This is a genomic window from Pseudomonas sp. GV071 (assembly GCF_003050835.1).
Classification (GTDB): domain Bacteria; phylum Pseudomonadota; class Gammaproteobacteria; order Pseudomonadales; family Pseudomonadaceae; genus Aquipseudomonas.
On record NZ_QAOJ01000009.1, the window covers coordinates 66,547 to 91,287 of the forward strand.

Here is a 24,741-nt window from a genome sequence, read left to right on the forward strand (position 1 = left end):
TGCTTCAGGGTCCGGCAAAACAGACCATCCTTGGTCTGTCTTTGCCTTTCGCGGCTCCCGGCCGCTCAACCCCTTACGCAGCGCCTGCACTCGGCCTTCGCTAACGGGGCGGGTGGAGCAAGATCAACAGCCAGATCAAGATCACAAGCCAGATCAAAATCAAAAACTCGAGGCTTCAGCATCGATTCCTGCAAACGGTGGGGCAAAAAAAACGGAGCGATTTCTCGCTCCGTTTTTATTTAGCCAGTCACTCCTCAGAACCGGCTGGTAACGCTCACGCCAACTGTGCGCGGGTCGCCATAGGTAATCACGTATTGGCCGCTGCCCACGGCACCGTTGGGTCGGCCATGCACTTGATATTTGCGGTCTGTCAGGTTGTTCACAAACCCTGTCACGCTCAGTTTCTCGTCATGGTTGAACCAGCTCAACCGGGCGTTGGCCAGGGTGTAGTGGTCCTGACTGAGGGTGTCTTCGTCCTGGCGGTCAGCGAGGAAATACTCTTTGCCGCGGTAGCTGGCATCCGCACCTGCCACCAGCTTGCCGGCGCCGCCCAGTGGGATGGTGTAGTCGGCCCCTAGGGAGATCACTTGCTCTGGTGAGCGGACGAAGCGGTTGCCGCTGTAGTCGCCGGTTACCGCACCGGTGTTGGGGTTGACGTTTTTGAAGTCGGTGTATTCGGTGTCCAGGTGCGACAGCGCTGCACGCAGGTGCAGGTAGTCGGTGGCCTGGGCTTCGAGTTCCAGTTCGGCGCCTTTGACCTTGCCGGCTGCGCCGTTGGTGAGGGCGGTGGTGAGGATGCCGTTGCTGACGGTCAGCAGGTTCACCTGGATGTCGCTGTAGTCGTAGTAGAAGGCGGTGGCGTTGGCGATCACCCGGCCGTTGAGCCATTCCGACTTCAGGCCGATTTCGTAGGAGTCCAGCTCTTCCGGGTCCACCGTGGTCAGCCCGGACAAGCCACCTGACAAACCGGTGTTGTAGCCGCCCGAGCGGAAGCCGTGGGCGTAGCGGAAGAACACCCGCAGGTTGTCGTTGATGCGGTATTCGGGAGTCAGGTCGTAGGTCCAGGCTTCCCAGTCATCGCCTTTTTTCGAGTTGCCGTTGTTGTCGGCGCCCAGCACTGGCGAGCGCACACCGGCGACGCTGCGCAGTTGCACCAGGTTGAGGTCAATGTCTTTGTATTCCTTGGTCCAGCGCAGGCCACCGGTAACGGTGAGGTTCTCGGTGAAGTCGTAGGTGAGGTTGCCGAACAGCGCGTAACTGTCGGTTTTATGGTCGTAGTTGAGGTCGCGGTAGACGGTGCCGGTCTGGTTGCTGGCAGCGCCGGTGGCGGCCGGGCCGGGCACTACGTTGCGCACGGCGGAGCTGTCGAGGTCTTCGTGGAAGATATGCGCGCCGGCCAGCCAGCGCAGAGTTTCCTGTTGTGGCGAGGCGAGGCGGAATTCCTGGCTGTACTGTTTGTATTCGTTGTCGGTGTCGGTGCGCCCGGCTACCTCATAGGGGCCGTAGTCGGCGTCCGCCAGCGACTGGTTGCGCAGGTAGTCGTAGGCGGTGATCGAGGTCAGTTTGTAGTCGCTGAGATCCCAGTTGAGGGTCAGCGAGGTGCCGTCATGGTCGAGCTTGTAGTCTTCGTTGACGTTCAGCTCGATCTTGCGACCATCAGGGCGCTGGTAGTTGGTCGGCGGGTAGTAGGTGCCAACCGGCAATGAGCCGCTGCTGCCGTCGCCTTTGAACTGGCGGCCGTGGACCTTCCACAGGGCTTCGAAGTTGTCGCCGAACTTGCCCAGTAGCTGCGCGCGGAAGGCCTTCTTGTTGACGTCGCCGTAGCTCTGGTTGGCGGTTTCGTTGCGGGTAAAGCCGTCGCGTTCTTCCGAGTAGATCGACACCCGGCCAGCCAGTTTGTCGTCCACCAGGGCGCCACCGATGGCACCGTTTACGATGCGTTCGCTCTTGGTGCCGACACCCAGGGTGCCGTAGCCGTCGGTGTCGAAGGTGGGCTTCTTGGAGATCACGTTCACGGCACCGGCGGTGGTGTTCTTGCCGTACAGGGTGCCTTGCGGGCCACGCAGGATTTCGATGCGTTCGAGGTCGAACAGCGGGCCGCCGCCAGCCACTGGCGCGTTCAGGTAAACATCGTCGGCATAGATGCCCACCGGGTAGACGGTGGCAGCGCCGGTGTCACCGGTGCCCAGGCCACGGATGTACCAGCGCGGGCGGCCATCGCCGTCGGGGTTTTTCGCTGCGGCGTTGGGCACGAAGGTGGTGATGTCGCCCATGGCGCGCACGCCGTCGGCGGTAATGCTGCTGCCGTTGATAGCCGATACGGCCACCGGCACTTCCTGCAAGGTTTCTTCTTTGTGCTGGGCTGTGACGGTGACGGTTTTCAGGGTCGGCGCGTTGTCGGTTTCGGCCGTGCTGCTATCGGCAGTTTCGGCCGTGGTCTTGGCCGGCTCGGCAGCCAGCAACTGGCCGCTGGCGGTGGCGCTGGTCAGCACAAATGCCAGCCAGATGCCTTTGGTGATTGGGTTGATCTTTAACATGTTCCCTCCCGGACAACAGTAATAAACGCAGGGTCTGGCGAATAGGTTTTCGCTCTGCTGTGGTGTTGATTAATTGCAGTACTGAGAGGGAGATAGCAGGGACTGTGCCAAGAGTTTTTATTATGTTGGGTGTCGCGTTATTAAATTTATAAGTGGCTGTAAATAAAGGGTTTTATAAATACAAAAAAGAAAATTAAAACAGAAAAAAAGCAACTGCGTGGTTACCCTGAAAGTTCCTCCTTGGAATTATCAGGGTAACCACGCAGTTGCCGCTAAGGCCAGCAGCAGAAGTTGCTGCAGGGGTGCTTCTGGAGAAGCAATAAGTTGTGTGTGTTGCTACAGCAGCAGCGCTTAAATCGCCCGTCGGGTGGTGGCGCTGATCACGTGTTCGAGCACCCGGGTATCGATCCAGTCGCGGACATCGAAGCGCCGTGGAATGAAGTCCCAGCGATGGAGGAAATCGGTGAAATCCTGCAGGGAATGGATCGAGCGTTCATCGAAGTTGGTGCGCAGGCGGCGATGGGCATCTTCGCCGTAGGCAGCTGCCACCCAGTACTCGCTGGTGTTCAGTTCGCGGGCGAGAAAACGCCGGGTTTCCTCCGGGTTGGCCCAGGCCCATTGCTCGGTACGCAGCACGGTATCGACGATGCGCACCGCGGCATCGAAATGCTCTTCGAGCAGGTTGACGTCGACCGTGAGGGTGCGCGGTGTGCCGTTGTTGGAGCGGATCAGCGGGTCGGGGTGCGAGCCGGTGTCGACCACCACGCGCAAGCCAAATTCGTTGGCCAGTTGCGCGGCGTGGGCGCCCTTGAGAAAGATCGCGTCGATGTCGCCACGCAACAGGCCGATCAGTTCGTTGTTGCGGCGGCTGTGACGGCCGTTGTTCAGCGCCACTTCCGAGCCGTACAGGTGGTGTTTCTGCTCGTCGCTGTAGGTGCCGCCGTAGGGGTAGTCCACCAGCTCCACGTCGCGCACTTCCAGGCCTTCGAGTTTCAGCGCGTTTTCCAGGCCACGCAGGGCTTGGGCGCGGGTGAAGTCGATCTGCACGTTGGCCCATTTCGGCACGCCGAAGCGGCGGTTCTTGAGGTCGCGAATGCTGCGCACGCCGCTGTCTTCGGTGGTCAGAATCAGCTGCACCTCATCGCTCCACGACAGGCCCAGCACGCGGGTTTCCACCCCGGCGGCATAGGCCCAGATGGCGGGGATGTTGCCGCCATGGCGCACCGAGTTCTGCAGGTGATGGTCGTAGTGGGCCTCGCGCACCTCACGTTCGCTGGATTCACGCAGCGACTGAATATTGGTGCCGAACGGGCGAAAGGCTTCGGCCAGGCGCCCGGATTGCGCGGCAATACCGAGGCCCGTGGGCACGGGGCTGTGGGTGTACCAAAGGGTTTCCAGTGAGCTCATGAATAATTCCTGTTGAGCCCGGCCGATCAGCCTGCCAGTGCCGTGTGGGCACTGCGCAGGGTGTCTAGCGGTCGGGTATCGATCCAGTCGCGCACATCGAACTGCTGGGGAATGAAGTTCCAGCGGTGGAGGAACGCAGTGAAGTCTTGCAGGGCGGCGATGGCGCTGTCGGCGAGTTCGGTTTTCAGCCGCAGATGGGCGTCTTCGCCATAGGCCGCACGCACCCAGTACTCGCTGCTGTTGGTTTCGCGGGCGAGGTAGCGGCGGGTGTCGTCGGGGTGTTGCCAGGCCCATTGCTCGGCGCGCAACACGCTGTCGAGAATGCCCACGGCAACGTCGTAATGCTGGTCCAGCAGGTGCTGGTCGACGCTGAGGGTGCGCGGCGTGCCGTTGTTGGAGCGGATCAGCGGTTCCGGGTGCGAGCCGGTGTCGATCACGGTGTGCAGGCTGAGATCGTGGGCCAGTTGCGCGGCGCTGGAGCCTTTGAGGAAGATCGCGTCTACCTCGCCGCGCAGCAGGCCAAGCAATTCGGCATTGCGCCCCTCGGCGCGGTGGCTGCTGGCCACCGGCGTGCCGGCGATGTCCTGCACCTGGTTGTCGCTGAAGGTGCCGCCATAGCGGTAGTCCACCAACTCGACGTCACGCACCTCCAGGCCTTCCAGTTTCAGCGCGTTTTCCAGGCCACGCAGGGCTTGGGCGCGGGTGAAGTCGATCTGCGCGTTGGCCCAGTCCGGCAGGCCGAATGTGCGGCCCTTGAGGTCTTTGACGGTTTTGATACCGCTGTCCGGACGGGTGAGGATCAACTGCACCTCGTCCGCCCAGGACAAACCGATTACACGAGTCTGCCGGCCCTGGGCGCGGGCCCAGATGGCGGGAATGTTGCCGCCATGACGTACCGAGTTCTGCAGACTGTGGTCGAAGTGCGATTCGCGCACGGCCTTGTTGGCGGATTCGCGCATCGATTGCACTTGGGTGCCGAGTGCACCGAGGGTCTCGTCCAGCCAGCCTTTTTGCACGGCAATGCCGAGGCCGGTGGGCACCGGGCAACGGGTGTACCAGAGGGTGTCGAGCGGTTGGCTCACGGTGGTTTGTTTGGCAGTCGTCATCAGGCACTGGCCTTCTGGCGGTCATCCGCAGCGGTACTGGCGGCGGGGCGCTGGTGCACCAGGGGCAGCACTTCCTGGCCGATGCGCAGGGCCTCTTCCAGGTGCGGGTTGCCGGCCAGAATAAAGGTCGAGAAACCGGCGTCGCGGTACTCCACCAAGCGCTCGGCAATGTTCTCGTGGCTGCCCACCAGGCCCACGGTCGGCCCCGGTTTGGCCTTGGCAAAACCGGCCCACAAGTTCGGGCCGAGAATCAGGTCTTCGAAGCGGTCGACGTTTTGGTGGTAGGCGGTTTGCCGCGCGGCGCCGACCGAATCGGAACCGCTGGTGAAGTTCTTCACCAGGGCACTGCTCTTGCTGCTTAGACGGTCGTATTGCGCTTTCAGGTCGCGCCAGGCGGCTTCTTCGGTTTCACGGGCGAACAGGTCGACACGCAGGCCAAAGCGCACGGTGCGCCCTTGTTTGTCAGCCAGTTCACGCACGCGCTCGATATGCGGTTTGAGCTTGTCCACCGGCTCGGCCCAGTTCAGGTACACGTCAGCGTGTTTGGCGGCGACATCCAGGGCGGCATCGGAGAAACCGGAAAAGTACACACCTGGCTTGCGCTCGTTGTGCAAGCCAGGGGGCAGGGCGCCGTTGTCGAGTTTGTAGATATCGCCTTCGTAGGAGAATTTTTCGTTGGCCCACAAGCCCTGGATGATGTCGAGGAACTCGCCGGTGCGCTTGTAGCGCAGGTCGTGTTCAAGGTAGTCGCCATTGGCGCGCTGGCTGGCCGGGTTGCCGCCGGTGATGATGTTCCAGTCCAAACGCCCGCGGCTGAGGTTCTGCAGAATCGCGGCTTGTTGGGCTGCGTAGGCGGGCAGGGTCCAGGTGGCCTGGAAGGCGATCAGAAACTTGATCCGCCGGGTTTCACGGGCCAGGGCTGCCGCCACCACCCATGGCTCCGGGCCGGTGGGCAGCAGTGCGCCTTCGAAGCCAGCCAGCTCGGCGGCTTTGGCCACCTGGGCGATGTAGTCGATGTAGGTGAAATCATCCGGCTCGCCATTGGGTAGGCGGCCGGGGGCGATATTGCCGGGACGATGGCTGTGGGCACCGCGGTTGTGGTTGTCGGTACTCAGTTGTGGGCCGTCGGTGCCCAGTGGCAAACGCCAGAAGAATTCAGTGCTCATTGCTGCTCCTAAGGGTGGCTGGAAAAGCCGTGGTAGCAGGATTGCAACGCCCATGCCACGGCCTTGCACGGCGCTGCAGGCCGCGCCTTCCGTGGCCTGGAGCATTAAGCGAGGGTGCGTGCAGGAGAAGGCTGCTGGTGGAGCAGCAGTCCAGCAGCACTTTCATGCTTGGCAGGCAACAGAGCCGCCGCGCGGCAGGCTGAAAAGCCCGAGTTACGGGGCCTGCGGGCGCTGGCACAAGTTCTGCTCTAGGGCTGTCATGGCCACTAATCCAGTGGTACCCCCAACAGGAACCGAGCATGAGCCAGCCCTCGTTGAACTCCGCGCAACTCGACTTCGTTGCCCAAGCCAAACGCGATTTCGCCAAGGCTTTCCGTGTACTGCAGGAAACCCGCACCCTGACCGCCACCAACACCTTGCAGGTTTATCTGCGCCTGCCGGAAACCGACCTGGTGGTGGCCTTGCGTGCACCCAGCCCGTGGGCTGATGAACAGAAGATCGGCGTTTCGGTGGTCAGCTACGACGGCGTGGTGTTTCTGGATGAATCGTTGGCGCCGGGCGCACCGCTGAGCGAAAGCAAGGAAGCCGGCAGTGGCAAACGCTATGGCCAGGTGCTGCGCGAGCGCGCCGACGTCAACGTGGTGGCCCACGTGCACACGCCCTACCTCGGCGGCTGGGCTGGCGCCCATCGCGTGCTGCCGCTGCGTTACGCCGCCTCGCAACGGGTGACCCTGGCGCGTGAGTTGCCGCTGTACCTGGACCGTACGCAGATCGAGTCGGACTTTATCGTCGAGACCCTCAAGCGCGACGCCAACATTCCTGCGTTGTTGGAAGCCAACGGCGGCGCGACCTTCTGGGGCGAAGGCATCATCCAGGTGGCCAAGCTGATTCTGCTAATCGAAGAGGGCGCGTACTTCCAGGCGCTGGCCGAAAACCTCGGCGGTTCGCAAGAGTTCGGGCCTGGGGTGCTGGAGCAGCAGTGGAAAATGACTGGGCTTTGGCCGCAGGGGAAGAAGTTGTTGGAGCAGGTGGTCTGATTCACCCTGACATCTGCTAATCGGCGGATATCGCCTGCGGCGATATTCGCCCTACGTCGAGGTACGGCACTGTAGGGCGGATATCCGCCGCGTCTCGGTCGTGAGCCTTACGCTTTGGGCTTGTAACTCAAATACGGCGTCACCAGCAGCAACCCCAAAGCGGCTACTGCCACCGCTGCACTCACCCAGATCACCAACGGGTTCTCGGCAATCCGCTCCGGGTAAATCTTCCACACCGCCCCCAGCCCGATGGCATTGCCGCCGGCCACCAGCACCACGCTGGCGTAGTCGTGGAAACGGCGTGCCTTGTTGGCACCTTGCGCCCACTGTGGGTCGGTGTTGTAGCTGGGCAGTTGTTCGTGCAGCTCGCCTAGCTGTTCGAGGCTGGAGAGAAAGCGGCGGAGGTTGCTGATCGCCCGTTCGGCTTTAAAGTTGAGAAAGGCCAGGCTGGTGGAGGCCACCGGAAAGCCCAGTACCAGCCACTCGATCGGCAGCTCGGCGCCATTGGTACCCGGCTTCAACGCCACCAGGGCTGCCAGCAGCGCCACCACCAGCGACACATACAGGTTCAGCGATTGCTGGCGCTGGCTGATGCGCGCATTGACTTCCTGGTAGGCCGCGACAAAGCGGTAATTGGCGTCGACAACGTATTTGCTCATGGCCGGGGGCTCTTGGTTGAGGGACCGGCATCTTACGTAATTCGATTGGGGATGGGGGATGCCTGGGGTTTGCGTTTGCTGCCCCTGGATTCCCGCCTTCGCGGGAATGACGGAGGTTTTTATCACGGATACCGTCGTCCCCGCGCAGGCGGGGACCCAGAATCGCGCCAGCGATACGTCTTACTTCTTCGTCGCACCTTCCGCCTGCTTCGCATTCAAAATCGCCGTGTATTCACCCGGATCCACCCCATTGAGGTAGTAGTTGCCGACGTGGTGCAAACGCCAGCGGATCGGGTCGTGGGTGGTGTGCACGCGGGCGTTGCGCCAGAAGCGGTCGAGGTTCCATTTGATTAGCGAGGAGCTGGCGCCGAGTAGCGAGAAGATGTCGCTGGAAATCTTCAGCGAGGCGCTGTCGGAGTGGGCGCGGGCGGTGGCGACCGAGAGGATCAGTTCGTCCTGCAGTTCTTTGTTGTCCGGGTCCTGTTCGTGGGCGTCGAACACCCGTGCGGCGTCGCGTAGCAAGGATTCAGCCGCGCGCAGGGCCACGGCGTATTCGCCGATCTGTTTGATGATGTGCGGCTCTTCATTGGCGTGCTCGACGCCACTTTCCACCCACGGTCGGGCGTGGTTATTGAGGTAGTGCACGGCGGCGTCCAGGGCGCCGGCAGCGATGCCGGTGTCGATGGCGGCGTGGAGAATTTGCGGGAAGGTCAGGCCGGTGCGTTTCATCGGACCCTGGCGGTACACCACGTAGGCTTCATCCAGCTCGATGTTGTCGAAAATCACCGTGCCGCTGACCGAGTTCTTCTGCCCGTAGGCGTCCCAGTCATCCACCAGCGTCAGGCCTGGCGCATTGCGGTTGACCAGCACGCCGACGCCGCCGTCATCGGAGGTGGCGGTGAGGGAAATCCATTCGGCCAGGTAGGCCCCGGTGGAGTAGAACTTGCTGCCGTTCAGCACCAGCTTGCCGTCGGCGCGGCGCTCGACCCGGGTTTTCAGGGCGAATTTGTTCTTGCCGCCGACTTCGGCCAGGGCATTGCCCAAGCGTTTACCGGCCAGCACATCGGCGATCAGGTGGTCGCGTACCTCGTCGCTGTAGCCGCTGAAAATGCCGCGCAACATGACGTTGTGAATCTGCAGCAACTGGCCAACGCCGCCGTCGGCCACCGAGATGATGCGCACGGTTTCGACGATGGTCTGCACCGAGGCGCCGAGACCGCCAAACTGTTTCGGCACGCCAATCGCAGTCAGCCCGCTGCTGGACAGCAGTTCGGCCTGGCGCCGTGGCAGCTGGCCGTTCTGGCTGCTGTCGGCGGCGATGGCGGCGATCTCTTGGGCAATCTCCCTGGCCACGGCAATCGCCTGTTCTTCACTGATCAGCACCACGCTCGCCTGGCTGGCGACGGTGCGTTGGGCCTCACTCATGTTTCACCTCAACTGACTGGCTGCCGGGTTCGGCAGGCTCCTGAACAGGGTGGGAGCAGGTTCTATGCCATGGGGCTGCAAGCCAGTAATGGCGAGGCTTTCGCCGTTATTTGTGCGGGCCTTTGTTGCTGACGCAGCAGTGCCCGCCTGGTTGCTGCCTGTGCAGCAGCAAGGGTTGCTGGCGACGCAGCAGCAGTGCCCGTCGAACTCGTCAAAGCCCCGCCTGGCGGGGCCTGCCGCCGTTGGCATGGGCGCTGCACTGTAGCTGCCAATCAGCCATTGCCAGGAGTTCGTGTATGTCCACTGCCGCTATTGCCACCGCCCAGAGCTTGAGTCTCGACACGATCTGGTTCACCCGTTGCCCGGTGCCAACCGCCTCGGGCATTGCTTATAACCTCGGTTGGCTTGGTGAAGAATTTTCCGCCGATGGCCTGCCGGTGGAGACGCTGCAAGAAGCTCGGCAACTGGGCCGTCACCATTACGATCACGACTTGCCGGGGCTGTTTCGCGAAGGCGGCAACGTCCCGGCGCTGGCAGCCCGTGCCGCCGGCGCACCAAGCCGATTGATCGGTCTGACCTGGATCGAGGAATGGCAAACCATTCTGGTCCGTCCCGACTCCGGCATTCGCAGCCCGGCCGACCTCAAAGGTAAACGCCTGGCTTTGCCCGCCTGGGCCGACAGCCGTGCTGGCAGCATCGCCCGGGCCATGAGCCTGCATGGCTATAAAGGTGCCTTGGCGCTGGCCGGGCTGGGTTTTGATGATGTGCAGTTGGTGGAGGTGGCGCTGACTGCACAGGAAGGCGCGCCGACGCCGCAGGAGAACCTGCAGCGGCTGTGGTCGGGGCTTGATCATCTGGTGCAGGGGCGGGTCGACGCCGTTTACGTCAAAGGTGCTTCGGCCGCCGATGCGGCCCGACGTCTAGGCCTGGTGGTGGGTATCGATCTGGACCTGATCGCCGAGCCGAGACAGCGCATCAATAACGGCACGCCACGGCCGATCACCGTGCACCAGGACCTGCTCGACAACCACTTCGACCTGGTGGTGCGCTTTCTGGCCCAGACCCTACGTGCTGCCGATTGGGCCAGTGACAACCGTGACGACCTGCTGGCGATTTTGCAGGCCGAAACCAAGGCTGGGCGTGAAGGGGTGGCCGAGGCCTATCGCGGTGATTTCCATCGCTCGCTGGCGCCGAGTCTTTCGGCTGAACGCTTGGAGTTTCTGCGCATCCAGAAGGACTTCCTCAACCTGCACGGCTTTCTCGAAGGTGACGTCGATATTGACGCCTGGGTCGATGCGCGGCCGTTGCAGGCGGCACGGGAGTTGTTGTTGGCGCGAGGACGCTGAGTTATTGACGGAGGTAGGTTGGGTTGAGCCGCAGGCGAAGCCCAACAGGGATCTGCACGCGGAGCCCCTTGGGCTCCTTGTTGGGCTTCGCGGGGCTCAACCCAACCTACCCCAGTTTGGCCAACAACGCTTCGACATCGACGGTGTCGATCTGCCCCGGCTGCAGGAAGCGTTGGGCGTATTGCATGTGCAGGTCACTGCGCACGAACAGGGAAAACAGCGCTTTGTCGATGTGCGCGCCTTTGCACATGCCAACCATGATGTTCAGCGCGTCGGACAGGGTTTTGCCCTTTTTGTACGGGCGGTCGACGGCGGTCAGGGCTTCGAAGATGTCGGCAATCGCCATCATCCGTGCCGGCAGGCTCATCTCTTCCTGGCGCAGGCGTTTCGGGTAGCCGCTGCCATCCATTTTCTCGTGGTGCCCACCGGCAATCTCGGCGACGTTGGCCAGGTGCGCCGGGAAGGGCAGGTGGTTGAGCATGAGGATGGTTTGCACGATGTGGTTGTTGATGATGTAGCGCTCTTCCGCCGTCAGCGTGCCGCGGGTAATGCCCAGGTTGTACAGCTCGCCTCGGTTGAATTTGTATTCCGGCTCGTTGAGTTTGAAGCCCCAGGGGTTGTCTTCCGGCATGCGGTCTTTTTCGCCGCGCTCGAACAGGTGCTCGGGTTTGTCCGCCAGCAAGGGTTCGCTGACCGGCAACGGCGGCGCGGGAGTACGGCTCTGGCGCTGGTTCTCTTCCCAGGACACGCCGAGGCGGTCGTCGAGGGTGCGGGTCCAGGTGCGCATGCCGATCTGCCGCAGGCGTTCAAGGTCGGCATCGGCCATGGCTTCGCCACCCAGGTTGCTGCGGGCGACAAAGGCGAACTCATCGTCCAGGGCGGCCAGCAGTTCATCACGCAAGGTGGCTAACTGCGCCTTATCGCCACCGCCGGCAACGCTCTGCCAGTAGCTGATCCAGGCATCGCGTTTGAGCACTTCGAAACGGGTGCGTACTTCGTGGATGCGGTCGTACAGGGTTTCCAGTTTGGTCGCTTTGTCTACCACGTATTCCGGGGTGGTGACCTTGCCGCAGTCGTGCAGCCAGGCGGCGATGTGCAGCTCCTCCCATTGGTCGTCGTTGGGTTGGTAGGCGGCGAAGGCTGGCTCCTCGCTGTCGGCGGCGGCACGGGCGAGCATCAGGGTCAGCTCGGGTACCCGCTGGCAGTGGCCGCCGGTGTAGGGACTCTTCGCGTCGATGGCGCCGGCGATCAATTGAATGAATGCATCGAGCAGCTTCTTCTGGCTTTCCAGCAGACGCTGGCTCTCGATGCACAGCGCCGCGACGCCGGAAACCGCTTCGACAAAGGCGATGCGTTCCGGCCGCAGCATGGCTGAGTCGTCGATATGGCCGGTGTCGCGCTGCAGCAACACCAGCACGCCGAGGGTCTGGCCTTGACGGTTATGCAGGCCGGTGGCAGCCAGGTGAATGCGCGGGCAGTCGAGGGTCAACAGGATTGGCTGCAACACCGCCGCCTCGTCAAAGCCTAGGCTCAGGGTAGCGCTGCTGCCGCCATGGGCGGGGCCTTTCAGCCAGCTTGGCATGTCGTCGGCACCAGCCTGGTACTGGGGTAACGCCAACTCGCCGAGATCGCGCGCCTGTTTGTCGAGAATCAGGCCCTTGGGTTCCAGGCTGCCGCTGTCGGCGTCGAACAGGTAGAGCAGGCCGCCCTGGGCGCCGCTGATGTCCACGGTTTCTTGCAGCACCCGCGCCAGCAGGGTGTCGAAACGGGTTTCGGCGGACAGGCTGGAGGCGATATTGAGGAAGCTGGAAATGGTCTCCTTCATGCGCGACATGGAGGTGGCCAGTTGGTCGATTTCCAGCACCGGCGAATGGCCGCTGCTCGGGTGGCTGAAGTCGAAGCGGCGGATCGCTTCGGCTTCCTGCACCAGGCTGCGCAGCGGGCGAATGATGATTCGTGAGCTGAGCCAACCCAGCGGCAGACACAGCAGCAGAATCGCCAGGGTGACCAGCGCGCCTTGCCAGCGGATGCGGTAAGCGTCGGCCAGCAGTTCGTCTTCGGGCACCACCAGGGCCAGCTCCAGACCTTGCGGGCCGCCCTCAATCAGGTGGGTACGGGAAACCACCCAGTTGCGCTGCGCCAGGCTCAGATTGCCGGTGGGCGCGCCAGCCAGGTCGTGGTCGATCAGGGCCGCCAGGATTGGGCTGAGGTCGCGGGCCTTGGCCAACTGGGCTTTGTCCGCCTGTACGATCAGGCGGCTGCTGTCGGGATAGGCGATAGCGTTGCCGTTGGCGTCGTAGAGCACCACTTCGCTAGAAGGGGTGATCTTGTGTTTGCTCAGGGTGGCGGACAGGTCGTCGAGGGTCAGGTCGGCGGCGATCACCGCGTGCTCTCCGCTGGCGCGGGCCAGGGTGGTGCCGACATTGCCGGTGGAGAAAAACACATAGGGGGCGGTGGTGATCTGCTCATTACGCGCACGGGCGCTGGCAAACCAGCTGCGGCCCCGTGGGTCGTAACGTTCCTTGAGGTTCTGCCGGCGGGTGATCAACTGCATGTCGGCGTCGAAGTAGGCCGACTCCGATTGCACCGATTCGGTTTGTGCCGACTCACCCATGCGATCGATGGTCCACACCTGGTAGGCGGCGTTTTTCGGCGCGTCGAATTTGTCTTTCTGCGTTTGCGTGTTCAGCGGCCGGACCATGAAGAAATCGCCGTCGTCATAGCCGAGGTACAGCGAGGCGAGCTTGGGGTTGTCGCGCAGAGCCTGGACGAAGGAGGGCAGCAGCGCCATGCGCTCGTAGTGGTCGGCGGCCTGGTTGCTCTCCTGCAGCGCCAGCAGGCTGAGCAGGTGGCGGATCGGCTGGTAGGTGTTGAGCAGGTCGTGCTGCACATCTTCCTGGATGCGGCTGAACAGCTCGTTGCTGCTGGAGTAGATGACCTGGGTGGTTTGCCGGTAGTTGAACAGCCCCAGGACCACGCCGGTGACCAGCAGTAAAAAAGTGAAGAGCACACTGATGTGCACGTGCAGCGAATAGCGACGTTCGACACGACGGGACTTGCTCATTGCGCATCACTCCTTGAACAGCGCAGAGGGTACAGGCAGGTACTGCTGGGTAACGCGGGGCGGCATGGGTATCGCTGCGCTCAACCCCTCGCCGAAGCAAGAGCCAAGCATAGTGAAGGGTTGGCTTTCCTGCCGCCGAAATAACGTGCTTTTGTCACTCTTCTGAAACGGTCTTCACCGGGCTTTCGTTGCTTAGCGTTTTCCCTGCCTGGCGTTGGTTCAGGTACTGGTTCAGGTAATGCCGCACGCCATGCATCAACAACGCCACTGACAGGGCGATCGCCACCCCGCTGAGGGTGTTGAGCACGCGCACCTGGCCCAGGTGCCAGTCTTGCGAGAGGCTTTCGGTAAGCAGCAAAAAGCACAGGGTGGTCTGCAGCACGAACAGCCCGTAGTGGTGCGCCTGGAAGGCGCGGCTCATGGCGATCAACGGCAGCATCACCGCCACCATCACCGGTGGGCTTTGCAGGCTGTGACCGAAATAGATCAGCAGGGAAGCGGCGCAAAAACTCGCCAGGCTGGCTTGCAGCGCGCGCACCAGGCTGCCCTGAAACTCCAGCTGCAAGGTGGCGACCACGGTGATGGTCAGCCAATAGCCGCGCGGCAGGTTGGCGAGCTCGACGGTGAGGCCGGCCAAGGCAAACGCCAGGGTGCAGCCGATGGCGTGCAACAGCCATTGCCGCCGCGGTTGGCGTTTGGCGTGGCGCCGTAGAACTTTGAGGATGCCCAGTAGGCGCGGGATGCGTGGCCACATGCGCAAGCCATGCACTCCGCGCAAGGCGAATGCCAGCAGGGTCACCCACAGACCACCGAGAATAAACAGCATGCCCACCGCATAGGGATTGCTGAGGGTGCCAACGCCATGCTGGCCCTGGCCCAGGCACAAGCAGATCGCCAGGCCGATGCCGAGCTTGCCGGCCTCGGCGCCGAAGCGCTGCAGCCAGGCCAGCAGAAAGCCGAACACGGCGAACAGGCCAAGGCTGACCAGTGGGTGGTCAGCGCCCCAGAAGCCCAAGCCTGCGCTCCAGGCACCCAGGCCGATCAGCAGCAACATGCGCAGCATGCCGAAGCGGTGCAGGGGGTTGGCCTTGGCGGCCTGGAACGCGCCCACCGAGGCCCAGAGAAACCCCGGGTGGCCACTGAACAGGCCGAGAATCAACGGCAGGGCGCAGCCGAGCATGGCCACCATTGCCGGGCCCCAGGCGGGTGGGCCGGACTGCCAACTGAACACTTGCCGCAAGAGCGTACGCATAAGCCTCTCTAGTCGTTTGCCGTTATACCGGGCTGGAGCGCCCGGTCATTTCGGCGGCCATTTCGGTAGCGTAGCTGTCGGTCATGCCGGCGATGAAATCGATCATGCGCAGGAACGAGCGGTGCAGGGTCCAGTCGGCCTTGGGTGCGTTATGGCCGAGCAGATCGAGAATGCGCTGATTCTTGAACGACAGGCCGCCGCCTGAGTGCAGTTCGAGGGCCGCACCGCAGAAATTGTTCAGCAGAATTTCCAGGGTGGTGTAGGCGCCGATCTCGTGAAGGGTTTTGCGTTTGTCCTGGAAGATTTTCTCCCGCGCCATGTTTTTTGCCCCCAGCACGCAGCGCTTGGCCGGGCCGTGCATGTGCTCCACCAGGTCGCCTTGCAGGGTGCCGGCCAGCAAGGCGTCCTGCTGTTCGACGAAGGCCTGTGCGGCGGCATTGGTCAGATGCTCGATGGCCTTGCCACGCAGGATCGCCAGCTTGCGCCGTTGCGAGTCGTGGGGGCCGAGCAGGCGGTAGGTTTCCGGCAGGTCGTCGCCGACCAGACCGAGCAGCACGGCTTCTACCTCGGGGTAGTCGAGCAGCTCCATTTCCAGACCGTCTTCGAGGTCGATCAGGCCGTAGCAGATGTCGTCGGCGGCCTCCATCAAGTACACCAGTGGGTGACGCGCCCAGCGCTCGTTATCGATCTTTGGCAAGCCAAGTTTGCTGGCGATCTGTTCGAGCAGTGGCAGCTCGCTGCGGTAGCAACCGAACTTGTGCTTCTTGTAGCCCAGGGCTTCGGCGTGTTGCGAGGTCCACGGGTATTTGAGGTAGGTGCCGAGGGTGGCATAGGTCAGCCGGGTGCCACCGTCGAACTGGTGGTACTCAAGCTGGGTGAGCACACGAAAGCCCTGGGCGTTGCCTTCGAAATGCAGGAAGTCCTGGCGCTCCAACTCGCTCATGCCATCCAGCCAGCCGCGCCCGGCGGCCTGGTGGAACCAGTGGCGGATGGCGTCTTCGCCGGAGTGGCCGTAAGGCGGGTTACCGATGTCGTGGGCCAGGCAGGCGGACTGCACGATCATGCCCAGGTCATTTGGCTCGCACCAATCGGGCAGGGCGTCGCGCAGCATCTCGCCAACGCGCATGCCCAGCGAACGGCCGACGCAACTGACTTCCAGGGAGTGGGTCAGGCGGGTGTGGATGTGGTCGTTGCTGGAGACCGGGTGCACCTGGGTCTTGCGCCCCAGGCGGCGGAAGGCGCCGGAGAAGATGATGCGGTCGTGGTCTTTGTGAAACGGGCTGCGCCCCAATTCAGTGGCGCTGTGGGTCGGTTTGCCGAGACGTTCGCGGTTGAGCAGTGTGTGCCAGTCCAAGGCCAGTCCTCGCCGTTCAGTGGCTGATGGGGGCTAGCTTCCCGGTTCCGCGGCCGGGCTGCAAGGGTGGGTATTCGAATCTCCCGTAGGAGCGGCTTCAGCCGCGATGCTCTTGGGGTCGACGAAGATCAACAGCATCGCGGCTGAAGCGGATCGCCGCCCGGCCGTTCCTACGAGGTCGGCGTTGAGGCCTTACAACCCCGCCACGTCAATATCCAACAGCAGCAAACGCTGGCCGTCGTCGATGAATTGGCCGGCGGTTAGGCAATATTGGTTGCTAGTGGCGTCGCGGTAGGTGGACGACAGAATCAGCCGACGCTCATCCCAGCCTTCGGCGAGCAATTGGTAGAAGTAAGGTCGCCACGACCAGTTGTGGCCCAGGTATTTGCCGTCTTCACGCCAGCCGCTGCCAGTCCATTCCAGGTTGGGGGTGAGCTGGGTGCCGTTGCGGTCGCATTGGTATACCCGCAGCAACCAGGGGTAGGCGGTGGGTGCGGGCAGGTTGGCCAGCGGCACGTCGGCTTCGGCCCAGGCTTTCAAACTGTTCATCAGGCCGGTGAGCTGTTGGCGCAGCGACATCAGCCGCGCACGCTCGGCCAATTTGTTATGGACGTAACGGTTGCGCAGCTCGGCGAAGCGCTCGACGAAGGCATCGGCCGGGAAGAACTCGCGCTCGGGTTTGGCGAACAGAAAGCCCTGCACGTAACGCGAACCGCATTCGAGGGCGAAGTCCAGTTCGGCCTCGGTTTCCACCCCTTCGGCGATGATCCAGCAGCCGGTTTTTTCGGCCATCTGCGCCAGGGCTTTGACCACTTCGCTGCTCGGACCACCGCGGGCGGCTTCCTGGAACAGGCGCATGTCCAGCTTGAGAATGTCCGGTTGCAGGGCCAGCACGCGGTCGAGCTGCGAGTAGCCGGCGCCGAAGTCGTCGATGGCGATGCGTGCGCCGGCTTCGCGGTAGCGCGCCACCACCTCCGGCAGGCGCAGGCTGCCGCCGCCCAGTTCGGTGATTTCGAAGACGATGCGCTCAGGCGCCACGCCATGTTTTTCCAGCTGCTTGAGGCTGGGCAGCGGCTGGTTCGGGCGCAAGCGGCCGATCCAGCGCGGGGAAATATTGATGCTCAGAAACCAGTCGGCCGGTGCTGCGTGAAAACGCTGCAATGCATCGGCACGAATCTCCCGGTCGAGGCGCCGCAGGGCGGTCATGGGGAATTTGGGGTCAGCGAACAGCGGCCCCACCGAAGCCAGACGGCCGTCGTCCTGTTGCAGGCGGCCCAATGCTTCGATACCGGCGATACGGCCGGTGGCGGTATCAATAAACGGCTGGAAGCAGGCAAGCGGTTGCCCGTCGATCACAGTCACATCCTTAGTAGCGGTTTGCAGTTCCGCCCGCGCAAGGCTGGGCGATGAACAGCGCAGGATTGCTGTTCATCCCATTCCTTTTGCAAGAAGGTGGCCAGTTGTAGGACAGACGGTAGTTAGCGTGGCGGACGATTCTTGAGAGCAACCGCCACCAGCGGATAAAGGCTGATACCGATTTTCAGCCAGCGGGTGAGCTTCTTGCTTTTACCGCCAAAAAAACCGAGCAAAGTCACCCCGGCCATGCCCCACAGTGGGGCGTGACCGCTGCTCAGGCTGCTCTGCCAACTCGTGGCGGTGCCACGCATTTTGCGTAGCGGTTGCAGCAGTTCCTGGGTTTCGTGGCGCAATTCGTGGCGGTGCATTTCCATGCGCAAGCGCACCAGCTGTTTGCGCAGTTCCTGGCGGGTGGGTTTGGTGGCTTGGCTCATGGCATCAGGCGCTCACGGTCACGGGCCAGCTCTTCGAGGGTGGCGCTGAATGGGGAGTGTTCATCGGTGACCTGATTGCGCAGCAGCATGGCAAAAATCAGTGTCGCCAAGGCATAGAACACACATAGCCCGACCACCCCGGCAATGCGGTAGCTGTCCCAGACCAGAATCAGCACCAAGGCAGAAAGGCCCAATAACAACAGCAGGGCAAACACCAGGGCTAAGCCGGCAAACAGCAGGAGGTTGAGGGTGCGGCTTTTCTGTTCTTGCAGCTCGATACCAAACAGCTCGATATGGCTATGCAGCAATCCAAGAAAGGCTGCGCTCAACCGTTTGGGCGAGGGGCCGCGACCTTGCAGTGGCGGTGGGGGCAGGGCGTCCATTCCGTCTCTCATATCAGCGGCGGGAGGCCAACAGGCCGAGGAGGAAACCAACGCCGGCGGCGATGCCGACCGATTGCCAGGGGTTCTGCTGCACATAGGCTTCGGCAGTGGCGACGGCTTCTTCGGCACGATCACGCACGCTGTGTTCGGTGAGTTGCAGCGTGTCGCGGGCGCGTTTGAGGCTGTCGTGAATGCTCAGACGCAGTTCATCGGCTTCGGCGCCGGCCAGGCTGGCGGTGTGATCGAGGAGTTTTTCGGTGTCGGCGATAAGGGCCTGGAATTCGGCGAGAAGCTCTTCCTGGGCGCGTTCGTTGGCCTTGCTAACCATGGTGAATCTCCTTGAGTTGAGGTCTTTGGGGTTCGAGTCGCCAGCCAGATGGATGGTTCCATCTACCGACGCCCGTGGCGGCCAGTCCTGCGGTCTGGGGCGCTTGGTATAACGCTTGCATTCTGCTGGTGCGTAATGGGCTGGATTTGCGCCGTAATCGCGCATATTAACCCTTGAACAAGGTGGCAACAGTGTTGCTCAACCGAATGAAAAATAAAGAAAAGAACTGATCGCTCAATTTTCCTGCCCGTTTTCCTGGTACTAAATCGGTTCGCTCGCCTGGGCAGAACTGGTGCGTTGTGGCGTCATCCTGGTGCGTGCGTGTGGAGCTTTGAGCTGCTTTGGTGCTTTTTTCGCTGCCGGAGTCGCTTCATCGATGGAAAACCTCAACAGCGCCGTGCAAACCCTGATCTCGGGTTCCAACACGGTCTTCACTCTGCTCGGCGCGGTCATGGTGCTGGCCATGCATGCCGGCTTCGCCTTTCTGGAAGTTGGCACAGTCCGGCAAAAGAACCAAGTGAATGCCTTGTCGAAGATCATTTCCGACTTCGCCATGTCGGCCTTGGCGTACTTTTTCGTCGGCTACTGGGTGGCTTATGGCGTGACCTTTCTGGTGCCCACCAGCGAGCTGACCGCCGAGCACGGTTACCCGCTGGTGAAGTTCTTTTTTCTGCTGACCTTCGCCGCAGCTATTCCCGCGATCATTTCCGGCGGCATTGCCGAGCGCGCCAAGTTCGGCCCACAGCTGTGCGCGACGATTCTGATCGTGGCTTTTATCTACCCGTTTTTCGAAGGCTTGATCTGGAATGGCAACTTCGGCCTGCAGGCCTGGTTGGCCGAGCGTTTTGGTGCCAGCTTCCATGACTTCGCAGGTTCAGTGGTGGTGCACGCCATGGGCGGCTGGCTGGCCCTTGGCGCGGTGCTGTTGTTGGGCAAACGCAACGGCCGTTACCGCGACGGCAAGTTGGTGGCTTTTGCGCCGTCAAATATTCCGTTCCTGGCCCTGGGCTCGTGGATTCTCATCGTCGGCTGGTTCGGCTTCAACGTCATGAGCGCGCAGACCCTGGGCAGCGTCAGCGGCCTGGTGGCGGTCAACTCGCTGATGGCGATGGTTGGCGGCACGGTGGCGGCGTTGTTCGTCGGTCGTAACGACCCAGGCTTTCTGCACAACGGCCCGCTGGCCGGGCTGGTGGCGATCTGCGCGGGTTCCGATCTGATGCACCCGGTGGGCGCGTTGATCACCGGGCTGGTGGCCGGCGCATTGTTCGTCTGGGCGTTTACCGCCACACAGGTGAAATGGCGCATCGACGACGTGCTCGGCGTGTGGCCGTTGCACGGCTTGTGCGGCGTATGGGGCGGGATTGCCTGCGGAATTTTCGGCCAGCAATTGTTCGGCGGCCTGGGCGGTGTGAGCTTGATCAGCCAGTTGATCGGCACCGGCCTGGGCGTGCTGGTGGCGCTAGTCGGCGGGCTGCTGGTGTATGGCGTGCTGAAGGCCACCACCGGTATTCGCTTGAATCAGGAAGATGAGTACTACGGCGCGGATCTGTCGATTCACAAGATTGGCGCGGTGAGTCAGGACTGATTAAAAACATCGCGGCTGAGGCCGCGATGCTTGGGCCTAACACACCAAACTATCCGCCTGCCGATACAGCATCAGCATCTTGCGCGTGATGGTCTGGTGGATGTCGTCGCGCTCGAACGTCGACAGGTGGGTGAGCTTGTTCACCTGCAAGCGATGCAGGTGAATGTAGGGCATCTGCTGGTCGAACTCGCGCAGGTCGCCCTTCATCATGATCGGCAGGAACACGTCGCCGAGCTTCTTCTGGCTGTTGATGATCTGCGCCAGCGCCGGTTTGAATGGCATGGTCTTCGGCGTGCTGCCGTCGTCCTTCATTTCGGTGCTGAGCAGCAGCCCCGGTTTTCCCACTAGCACCCCCGGCAACACACATAAACCAGTTTTGCGCACGGCCGCCGCGTCGATGCCATGCAGGGTGTCGTGGAAGGCGTAGGCGTTGGGCAGCACCACCATCTTGCGGCCCAGGTCGGTGGGGAAGTGCAGGGTGTAGTTGGTGTACAGCTGGCGCACCGACTCGGAATACACGCAGAAGCGGTTCTCGAACAGGCGGATGAAGCGCTCGGCCAGCTCGCGGCGGGCCATGCTCTCCATATCCCAGATCAGATCCTGGTTTTCCGGCTGTTGGAGATTGATCTCCTGGTGTTCCATGCTCGTCATGCATTCCTCATACGCGAAATTGCCGCAACAGCCGGTTGAGTTCATCGGCCAGTTGATTCAGGTGTTGGCTGGCGCTGCTCGATTGCTCGGCGGCCATCGCCGTGTTGTGCGCCAGACTGGCCGCGTCGGTGACGTTCTGATTGATGTCCTCGACCACATGCGCCTGCTGCAACGTGGCGCTGGCGATGGAGGCATTGAGGCTGGTCAGATTGCGTAGCGACTGGCTGATCAGGTTCAAACTTTCCCCCGCCTGACGCGCCTGTTCGACGGTCACTTGCGAGGCTTTGCTGCTTTCGTTGATGACGTTCACCGCCGCTTCGGAATTGCTCTGCAGGCGTTCGATCATCACTTGAATCTCGGCCGTCGACTTCTGTGTGCGCTGGGCCAACAGGCGAACCTCATCGGCCACCACGGCGAACCCGCGCCCCTGTTCACCGGCCCGCGCAGCCTCGATGGCGGCGTTGAGGGCGAGCAGGTTGGTCTGTTCGGCGATGGAGCGTATCACTTCCAGCACGCCGCCGATCTGGGTTGTTTCCTGAGCCAAAGTTCGGATCACTTCGACGGCTTCGCCAATGGTGCCGGAAAGCTTGTCGATCTGCTGCAGACTGCGTTCGATATTGGCCTGGCCCTGCTGCGCATTGCTCTCGGCGCCTTGCACTTCGCTGGAGGCCTGTTCAGCGTTCTTGGCCACATCCTGCACGGCATAGGTGACTTCATTGATGGCGGTGGCCACCTGTTCCATCTGCATGGCTTGCTGCTGGCTGTCCTGTTGGGATTTGCCGGCCACGCCGCCCAGGGTGTCGGCGGATTGGTTGAGAGCGGTCGCCGCCTGCAGCATCTGGCTGATCACCGAACGCAGTTTGCTGGTGAAGGTGTTGAAGTGGGTGGCGAGGGCGGCCAATTCGTCCTGGCCGTCGCTGCTCAGGCTGCGGGTCAGGTCGCCTTCGCCGCTGGCGATATTGGCCATCGCACTGACCACCTCGCGCAGTGGTCGGGTGATGCTGCGGCTGATGTACAGCACCAACAGCGCCATCAGCACGGCGATGCCCAGGCCCAGCAGCGAGGCGCGAATGGCCTGCTCGCGGAACTCGGCCTGCATGTCATCGATGTACACGCCGGAGCCGACGATCCAGCCCCAGGGCTGGAACAACTGTACATAGGAAACCTTGGGTACCGGCTCGCTGGCGCCCGGTTTCGGCCAGCGGTAGTCGACCATACCGGCGCCTTTGGCTTTGGCGATGGCGACCATCTCGTTGAAGAGGAATTTGCCGTCCGGGTCCTTCAGGCCGCTGAGGTCCTGGCCTTCGAGTTTCGGGTTGGTGGGGTGCATGACCATCTTCGGACCGAGGTCATTGATCCAGAAGTAGTCATCCTTGCCGTAGCGCAGGCCACGGATCGCTTCCATGGCCTGTTTCTGTGCTTGCTCGCGGGTCAGGGTGCCGGCGCTTTCCAGGGCCTGAAAATAAGTCAGCACGCCTGCGGCACTTTGCACCACATGTTGGGTCTTTTGAACCTTGGCGCTGTACAGGTCGTGGTTGATCTGCTGCAGCATCAACAAGCCAAGGCTGACCAGCATGACCAAGGCCACGGCCAGAATCAGCCACAGCCGACTGTGAATCGGTAGTTTGCGCAGGCTTTGCATGATGCGGAACTCCAGGCGTTTTTGTTGTTGTACAGCCTTGAAAGTAGGCGCTGGTGATGGCTTTGCAACACTACAGGGGAATTGTGCTTAAAGGCAGCAGCATCGGTGTAAGTTGTCTGCTACATTTCGGCGCCAAAGCGGCATTCCCAAGCGCCTGAAGCTCGGTTGGTCTTTGGTTTTCTTTCTGCCGACACCTTTTCGTCGACAACATTATCTGGCGATGCGGGGCATCGCCCATTGGGGGAAGTTGCATGGATCTTTGGAGCGCTGCGCAGGCGTTGATTCTGGGTATTGTCGAAGGGCTCACCGAGTTCCTGCCGATTTCCAGTACCGGGCACCAGATTATCGTCGCCGATCTGCTGAATTTCGGCGGTGAACGGGCCATGGCGTTCAACATCATCATCCAGCTCGGCGCCATCCTGGCGGTGGTCTGGGAATTCCGCAAAAAGATCTTCGACGTGGTTCTCGGCCTGCCCAAGGACCGCCAGGCCCAACGCTTTACCGGCAACCTGCTGATCGCCTTCTTCCCAGCGGTGATCCTCGGGGTGATCTTCGCGGACATGATTCACCATTACCTGTTCAACCCGATTACCGTGGCCGCGGCTCTGGTGGTTGGCGGCGTGATCATGCTGTGGGCCGAGCGCCGCCAGCACACCGTGCATGCTGAAACGGTCGATGAGATGACCTGGAAGGATGCCCTCAAGGTCGGCTTCGCCCAATGCCTGGCGATGATTCCCGGCACATCGCGTTCAGGCGCCACCATCATCGGCGGCCTGCTGTTCGGCCTGTCGCGCAAGACCGCCACCGAGTTCTCGTTCTTCCTGGCGATGCCGACCATGGTCGGTGCGGCGGTGTATTCGGGCTACAAGTACCGTGACCTGTTCCAGCAGAGCGATCTGCCGGTGTTCGCCATCGGCTTCGTCACCGCCTTTATCTTCGCCATGATCGCCGTGCGCGGCCTGCTGAAATTCATCGCCAACCACAGCTACGCCATGTTCGCCTGGTACCGCATCGGCTTTGGTCTGCTGATTCTGGCTACCTGGCAGTTTGGCTGGATAGATTGGAGCGCCGCTCAGCCGTAAACTGCGAACTGCCATGCAGTCAGGTAGATCAGATGACCCGCAGCCCCAACTTTCCGGTTTCGCCCACCGAGCGGTTTGACAGCCCGGAGCAGACCGCTATCACCCGCGACGTGGTGCTGCGTTATCACCTTTGCTGGAAATACCGCGACCTCGACGGGGTGATGGCGCTCTATCACCCCGACGTCGAGTACAACGACTTTTTCCAGGCTCGCGTGCTGCGCCTGGAGGAGTTGCGTGAGTACGTACTCGCCACCATGCCGCGCGACCCGGAAGAGGCGCTGGAGCACAGCGACCGCATTCGCGTGGACGGCGACACCGCCTTTATCCAATACCGCATCACCCTGCGCGGCGGCGAAGGGCTGGTGTCGTTTCGCACCAGCGAGGCGCTGACCGTGCGCGACGGGCTGATCTGGCAGGTCAACGAATACGCGTCGTTGATGCACGAGGCCAGCGCCACCCACTCCGAGGTCAGTGACAGCCGCCCGGCCATCAGCCGCCTGGGTTTGTCGGCGCGCCAGTTGGGCTTTCTCGCCGACGACCTGCAGCATTATTTCCAGCAACACCAACCCTACCTGGATGCCGAGCTCAACCTGCAACACGTGGCCACCGCTACCGGCTACAGCCGCAACCAGATTTCCTACCTACTCAACCAGGTGCTGGGCCAGAGCTTCTACCGCTACGTCAACCAGGCGCGCCTGCAGCACCTGCTGGCGGCCGTGGAGAAGGCCACGGCGCCGGTGCGCATCGATGAGCTGGCCTTCGCTGCCGGCTTCAACTCGCTCTCGGCCTTTTATAGCTGCTTCCGCCAGCACACCGGGCTGACGCCCAAGGCTTATCTGAAGCAGAACGCCAAGCAGGGTGTGGCCAGGCAAATTTCTTCGCGGGCCCGCGCGCAAGACAAGCCAGGAATCTAGCCTCTAGTCTCTG

General features: G+C 62.1%; 20 protein-coding genes and 1 pseudogene. 5 read left to right on the forward strand and 16 right to left on the reverse strand.

The window, feature by feature from the left end; translation table 11 throughout:
- Positions 1–254: 254 nt before the first annotated feature.
- The 4 genes from C8K61_RS17865 to C8K61_RS17880 form a co-directional block, all read right to left on the reverse strand.
- Positions 255–2,537 (reverse strand): TonB-dependent receptor, encoded by a 2,283-nt coding sequence (locus C8K61_RS17865; protein ID WP_108097629.1) that lies wholly within the window; start codon positions 2,535–2,537, stop codon positions 255–257.
- Positions 2,538–2,888: 351 nt separating this feature from the next.
- Complete coding sequence (locus C8K61_RS17870; protein WP_108097630.1) at positions 2,889–3,944, reverse strand: ABC transporter substrate-binding protein; 1,056 nt, start codon at positions 3,942–3,944, stop codon at positions 2,889–2,891.
- A gap of 26 nt (positions 3,945–3,970) precedes the next feature.
- Entirely contained in the window at positions 3,971–5,026 is a 1,056-nt protein-coding gene (locus C8K61_RS17875) for an ABC transporter substrate-binding protein (RefSeq protein WP_108097812.1), read from the reverse strand.
- Between the two features lie 23 nt (positions 5,027–5,049).
- Positions 5,050–6,216, reverse strand: a complete 1,167-nt coding sequence (locus C8K61_RS17880) for an LLM class flavin-dependent oxidoreductase (protein ID WP_108097631.1) — start codon at positions 6,214–6,216, stop codon at positions 5,050–5,052.
- 299 nt (positions 6,217–6,515) lie between these two features.
- On the opposite strand from C8K61_RS17880, the gene C8K61_RS17885 reads away from it, so the two are divergent.
- On the forward strand, positions 6,516–7,253 hold the full coding sequence (locus C8K61_RS17885) for a class II aldolase/adducin family protein (RefSeq protein WP_108097632.1): 738 nt from the start codon (positions 6,516–6,518) through the stop codon (positions 7,251–7,253).
- A 107-nt stretch (positions 7,254–7,360) separates the two neighbouring features.
- Here C8K61_RS17885 and C8K61_RS17890 read toward each other — a convergent pair whose 3' ends face one another.
- Positions 7,361–7,912: a hypothetical protein gene (locus tag C8K61_RS17890; protein ID WP_108097633.1), complete on the reverse strand. Its 552-nt coding sequence runs from the start codon at positions 7,910–7,912 to the stop codon at positions 7,361–7,363.
- 180 nt (positions 7,913–8,092) lie between these two features.
- Complete coding sequence (locus C8K61_RS17895) at positions 8,093–9,337, reverse strand: acyl-CoA dehydrogenase family protein (RefSeq protein ID WP_108097634.1); 1,245 nt, start codon at positions 9,335–9,337, stop codon at positions 8,093–8,095.
- Between the two features lie 296 nt (positions 9,338–9,633).
- Between C8K61_RS17895 and C8K61_RS17900 the strand changes: the two genes are divergently transcribed.
- Positions 9,634–10,683 carry an ABC transporter substrate-binding protein gene (locus C8K61_RS17900; RefSeq protein ID WP_108097635.1) on the forward strand — a complete coding sequence of 350 codons (1,050 nt, stop codon included), beginning with the start codon at positions 9,634–9,636 and terminating at the stop codon, positions 10,681–10,683.
- A 106-nt stretch (positions 10,684–10,789) separates the two neighbouring features.
- On the opposite strand, the gene C8K61_RS17905 is transcribed toward C8K61_RS17900, so the two are convergent.
- The 7 genes from C8K61_RS17905 to C8K61_RS17935 form a co-directional block, all read right to left on the reverse strand.
- The gene (locus tag C8K61_RS17905) at positions 10,790–13,747 is read right to left on the reverse strand and encodes an HD domain-containing phosphohydrolase (protein ID WP_108097636.1); all 2,958 of its coding nucleotides are present in this window, start codon (positions 13,745–13,747) and stop codon (positions 10,790–10,792) included.
- A gap of 154 nt (positions 13,748–13,901) precedes the next feature.
- Entirely contained in the window at positions 13,902–14,999 is a 1,098-nt protein-coding gene (locus C8K61_RS17910; RefSeq protein WP_108097637.1) for an FUSC family protein, read from the reverse strand.
- Between the two features lie 22 nt (positions 15,000–15,021).
- Complete coding sequence (locus C8K61_RS17915; RefSeq protein WP_108097638.1) at positions 15,022–16,353, reverse strand: deoxyguanosinetriphosphate triphosphohydrolase; 1,332 nt, start codon at positions 16,351–16,353, stop codon at positions 15,022–15,024.
- A 192-nt stretch (positions 16,354–16,545) separates the two neighbouring features.
- Entirely contained in the window at positions 16,546–17,709 is a 1,164-nt protein-coding gene (locus C8K61_RS17920) for an EAL domain-containing protein (RefSeq protein ID WP_108097639.1), read from the reverse strand.
- Between the two features lie 122 nt (positions 17,710–17,831).
- Entirely contained in the window at positions 17,832–18,143 is a 312-nt protein-coding gene (locus C8K61_RS17925; RefSeq protein ID WP_108097640.1) for a hypothetical protein, read from the reverse strand.
- Complete coding sequence (locus C8K61_RS17930) at positions 18,140–18,526, reverse strand: phage holin family protein (protein WP_371920007.1); 387 nt, start codon at positions 18,524–18,526, stop codon at positions 18,140–18,142. The genes C8K61_RS17925 and C8K61_RS17930 overlap by 4 nt, the downstream gene beginning before the upstream one ends.
- Positions 18,527–18,539: 13 nt before the next feature.
- A complete protein-coding gene (locus tag C8K61_RS17935) occupies positions 18,540–18,854 on the reverse strand; it encodes a YqjD family protein (RefSeq protein WP_108097642.1) in 315 nt (104 codons plus the stop codon).
- A 376-nt stretch (positions 18,855–19,230) separates the two neighbouring features.
- On the opposite strand from C8K61_RS17935, the gene C8K61_RS17940 reads away from it, so the two are divergent.
- Positions 19,231–20,439, forward strand: coding sequence for an ammonium transporter (locus tag C8K61_RS17940; protein ID WP_108097643.1), 1,209 nt, complete (start codon positions 19,231–19,233; stop codon positions 20,437–20,439).
- 36 nt (positions 20,440–20,475) lie between these two features.
- On the opposite strand, the gene C8K61_RS17945 is transcribed toward C8K61_RS17940, so the two are convergent.
- From C8K61_RS17945 to C8K61_RS27290, 3 genes and pseudogenes are all read right to left on the reverse strand, one after another.
- Positions 20,476–21,090 carry a hypothetical protein gene (locus C8K61_RS17945; RefSeq protein WP_108097644.1) on the reverse strand — a complete coding sequence of 205 codons (615 nt, stop codon included), beginning with the start codon at positions 21,088–21,090 and terminating at the stop codon, positions 20,476–20,478.
- A gap of 7 nt (positions 21,091–21,097) precedes the next feature.
- Positions 21,098–21,928, reverse strand: a complete 831-nt coding sequence (locus C8K61_RS27285; protein ID WP_371920008.1) for a methyl-accepting chemotaxis protein — start codon at positions 21,926–21,928, stop codon at positions 21,098–21,100.
- Positions 21,929–21,955: 27 nt separating this feature from the next.
- Positions 21,956–22,732, reverse strand: a pseudogene (locus C8K61_RS27290) (cache domain-containing protein); the annotation flags it as partial.
- Between the two features lie 251 nt (positions 22,733–22,983).
- On the opposite strand from C8K61_RS27290, the gene C8K61_RS17955 reads away from it, so the two are divergent.
- The gene (locus C8K61_RS17955; RefSeq protein WP_108097646.1) at positions 22,984–23,814 is read left to right on the forward strand and encodes an undecaprenyl-diphosphate phosphatase; all 831 of its coding nucleotides are present in this window, start codon (positions 22,984–22,986) and stop codon (positions 23,812–23,814) included.
- A 32-nt stretch (positions 23,815–23,846) separates the two neighbouring features.
- Positions 23,847–24,728 (forward strand): nuclear transport factor 2 family protein, encoded by an 882-nt coding sequence (locus C8K61_RS17960; RefSeq protein WP_108097647.1) that lies wholly within the window; start codon positions 23,847–23,849, stop codon positions 24,726–24,728.
- Positions 24,729–24,741: the final 13 nt, after the last annotated feature.

Bases quoted from the DNA above. Each gene is read 5' to 3' on its own strand.
- C8K61_RS27285 (WP_371920008.1), bottom strand. From the start codon at position 21,928: ATGCTGCAGGCGGCGACCGCTCTCAACCAATCCGCCGACACCCTGGGC.
- C8K61_RS17900 (WP_108097635.1), top strand. From the start codon at position 9,634: ATGTCCACTGCCGCTATTGCCACCGCCCAGAGCTTGAGTCTCGACACG.
- C8K61_RS17925 (WP_108097640.1), bottom strand. From the start codon at position 18,143: ATGAGCCAAGCCACCAAACCCACCCGCCAGGAACTGCGCAAACAGCTG.
- C8K61_RS17865 (WP_108097629.1), bottom strand. From the start codon at position 2,537: ATGTTAAAGATCAACCCAATCACCAAAGGCATCTGGCTGGCATTTGTG.
- C8K61_RS17890 (WP_108097633.1), bottom strand. From the start codon at position 7,912: ATGAGCAAATACGTTGTCGACGCCAATTACCGCTTTGTCGCGGCCTAC.
- C8K61_RS17870 (WP_108097630.1), bottom strand. From the start codon at position 3,944: ATGAGCTCACTGGAAACCCTTTGGTACACCCACAGCCCCGTGCCCACG.
- C8K61_RS17910 (WP_108097637.1), bottom strand. From the start codon at position 14,999: ATGCGTACGCTCTTGCGGCAAGTGTTCAGTTGGCAGTCCGGCCCACCC.
- C8K61_RS17945 (WP_108097644.1), bottom strand. From the start codon at position 21,090: ATGACGAGCATGGAACACCAGGAGATCAATCTCCAACAGCCGGAAAAC.
- C8K61_RS17940 (WP_108097643.1), top strand. From the start codon at position 19,231: ATGGAAAACCTCAACAGCGCCGTGCAAACCCTGATCTCGGGTTCCAAC.
- C8K61_RS17880 (WP_108097631.1), bottom strand. From the start codon at position 6,216: ATGAGCACTGAATTCTTCTGGCGTTTGCCACTGGGCACCGACGGCCCA.
- C8K61_RS17930 (WP_371920007.1), bottom strand. From the start codon at position 18,526: ATGGACGCCCTGCCCCCACCGCCACTGCAAGGTCGCGGCCCCTCGCCC.
- C8K61_RS17935 (WP_108097642.1), bottom strand. From the start codon at position 18,854: ATGGTTAGCAAGGCCAACGAACGCGCCCAGGAAGAGCTTCTCGCCGAA.
- C8K61_RS17955 (WP_108097646.1), top strand. From the start codon at position 22,984: ATGGATCTTTGGAGCGCTGCGCAGGCGTTGATTCTGGGTATTGTCGAA.
- C8K61_RS17885 (WP_108097632.1), top strand. From the start codon at position 6,516: ATGAGCCAGCCCTCGTTGAACTCCGCGCAACTCGACTTCGTTGCCCAA.
- C8K61_RS17895 (WP_108097634.1), bottom strand. From the start codon at position 9,337: ATGAGTGAGGCCCAACGCACCGTCGCCAGCCAGGCGAGCGTGGTGCTG.
- C8K61_RS17905 (WP_108097636.1), bottom strand. From the start codon at position 13,747: ATGAGCAAGTCCCGTCGTGTCGAACGTCGCTATTCGCTGCACGTGCAC.
- C8K61_RS17960 (WP_108097647.1), top strand. From the start codon at position 23,847: ATGACCCGCAGCCCCAACTTTCCGGTTTCGCCCACCGAGCGGTTTGAC.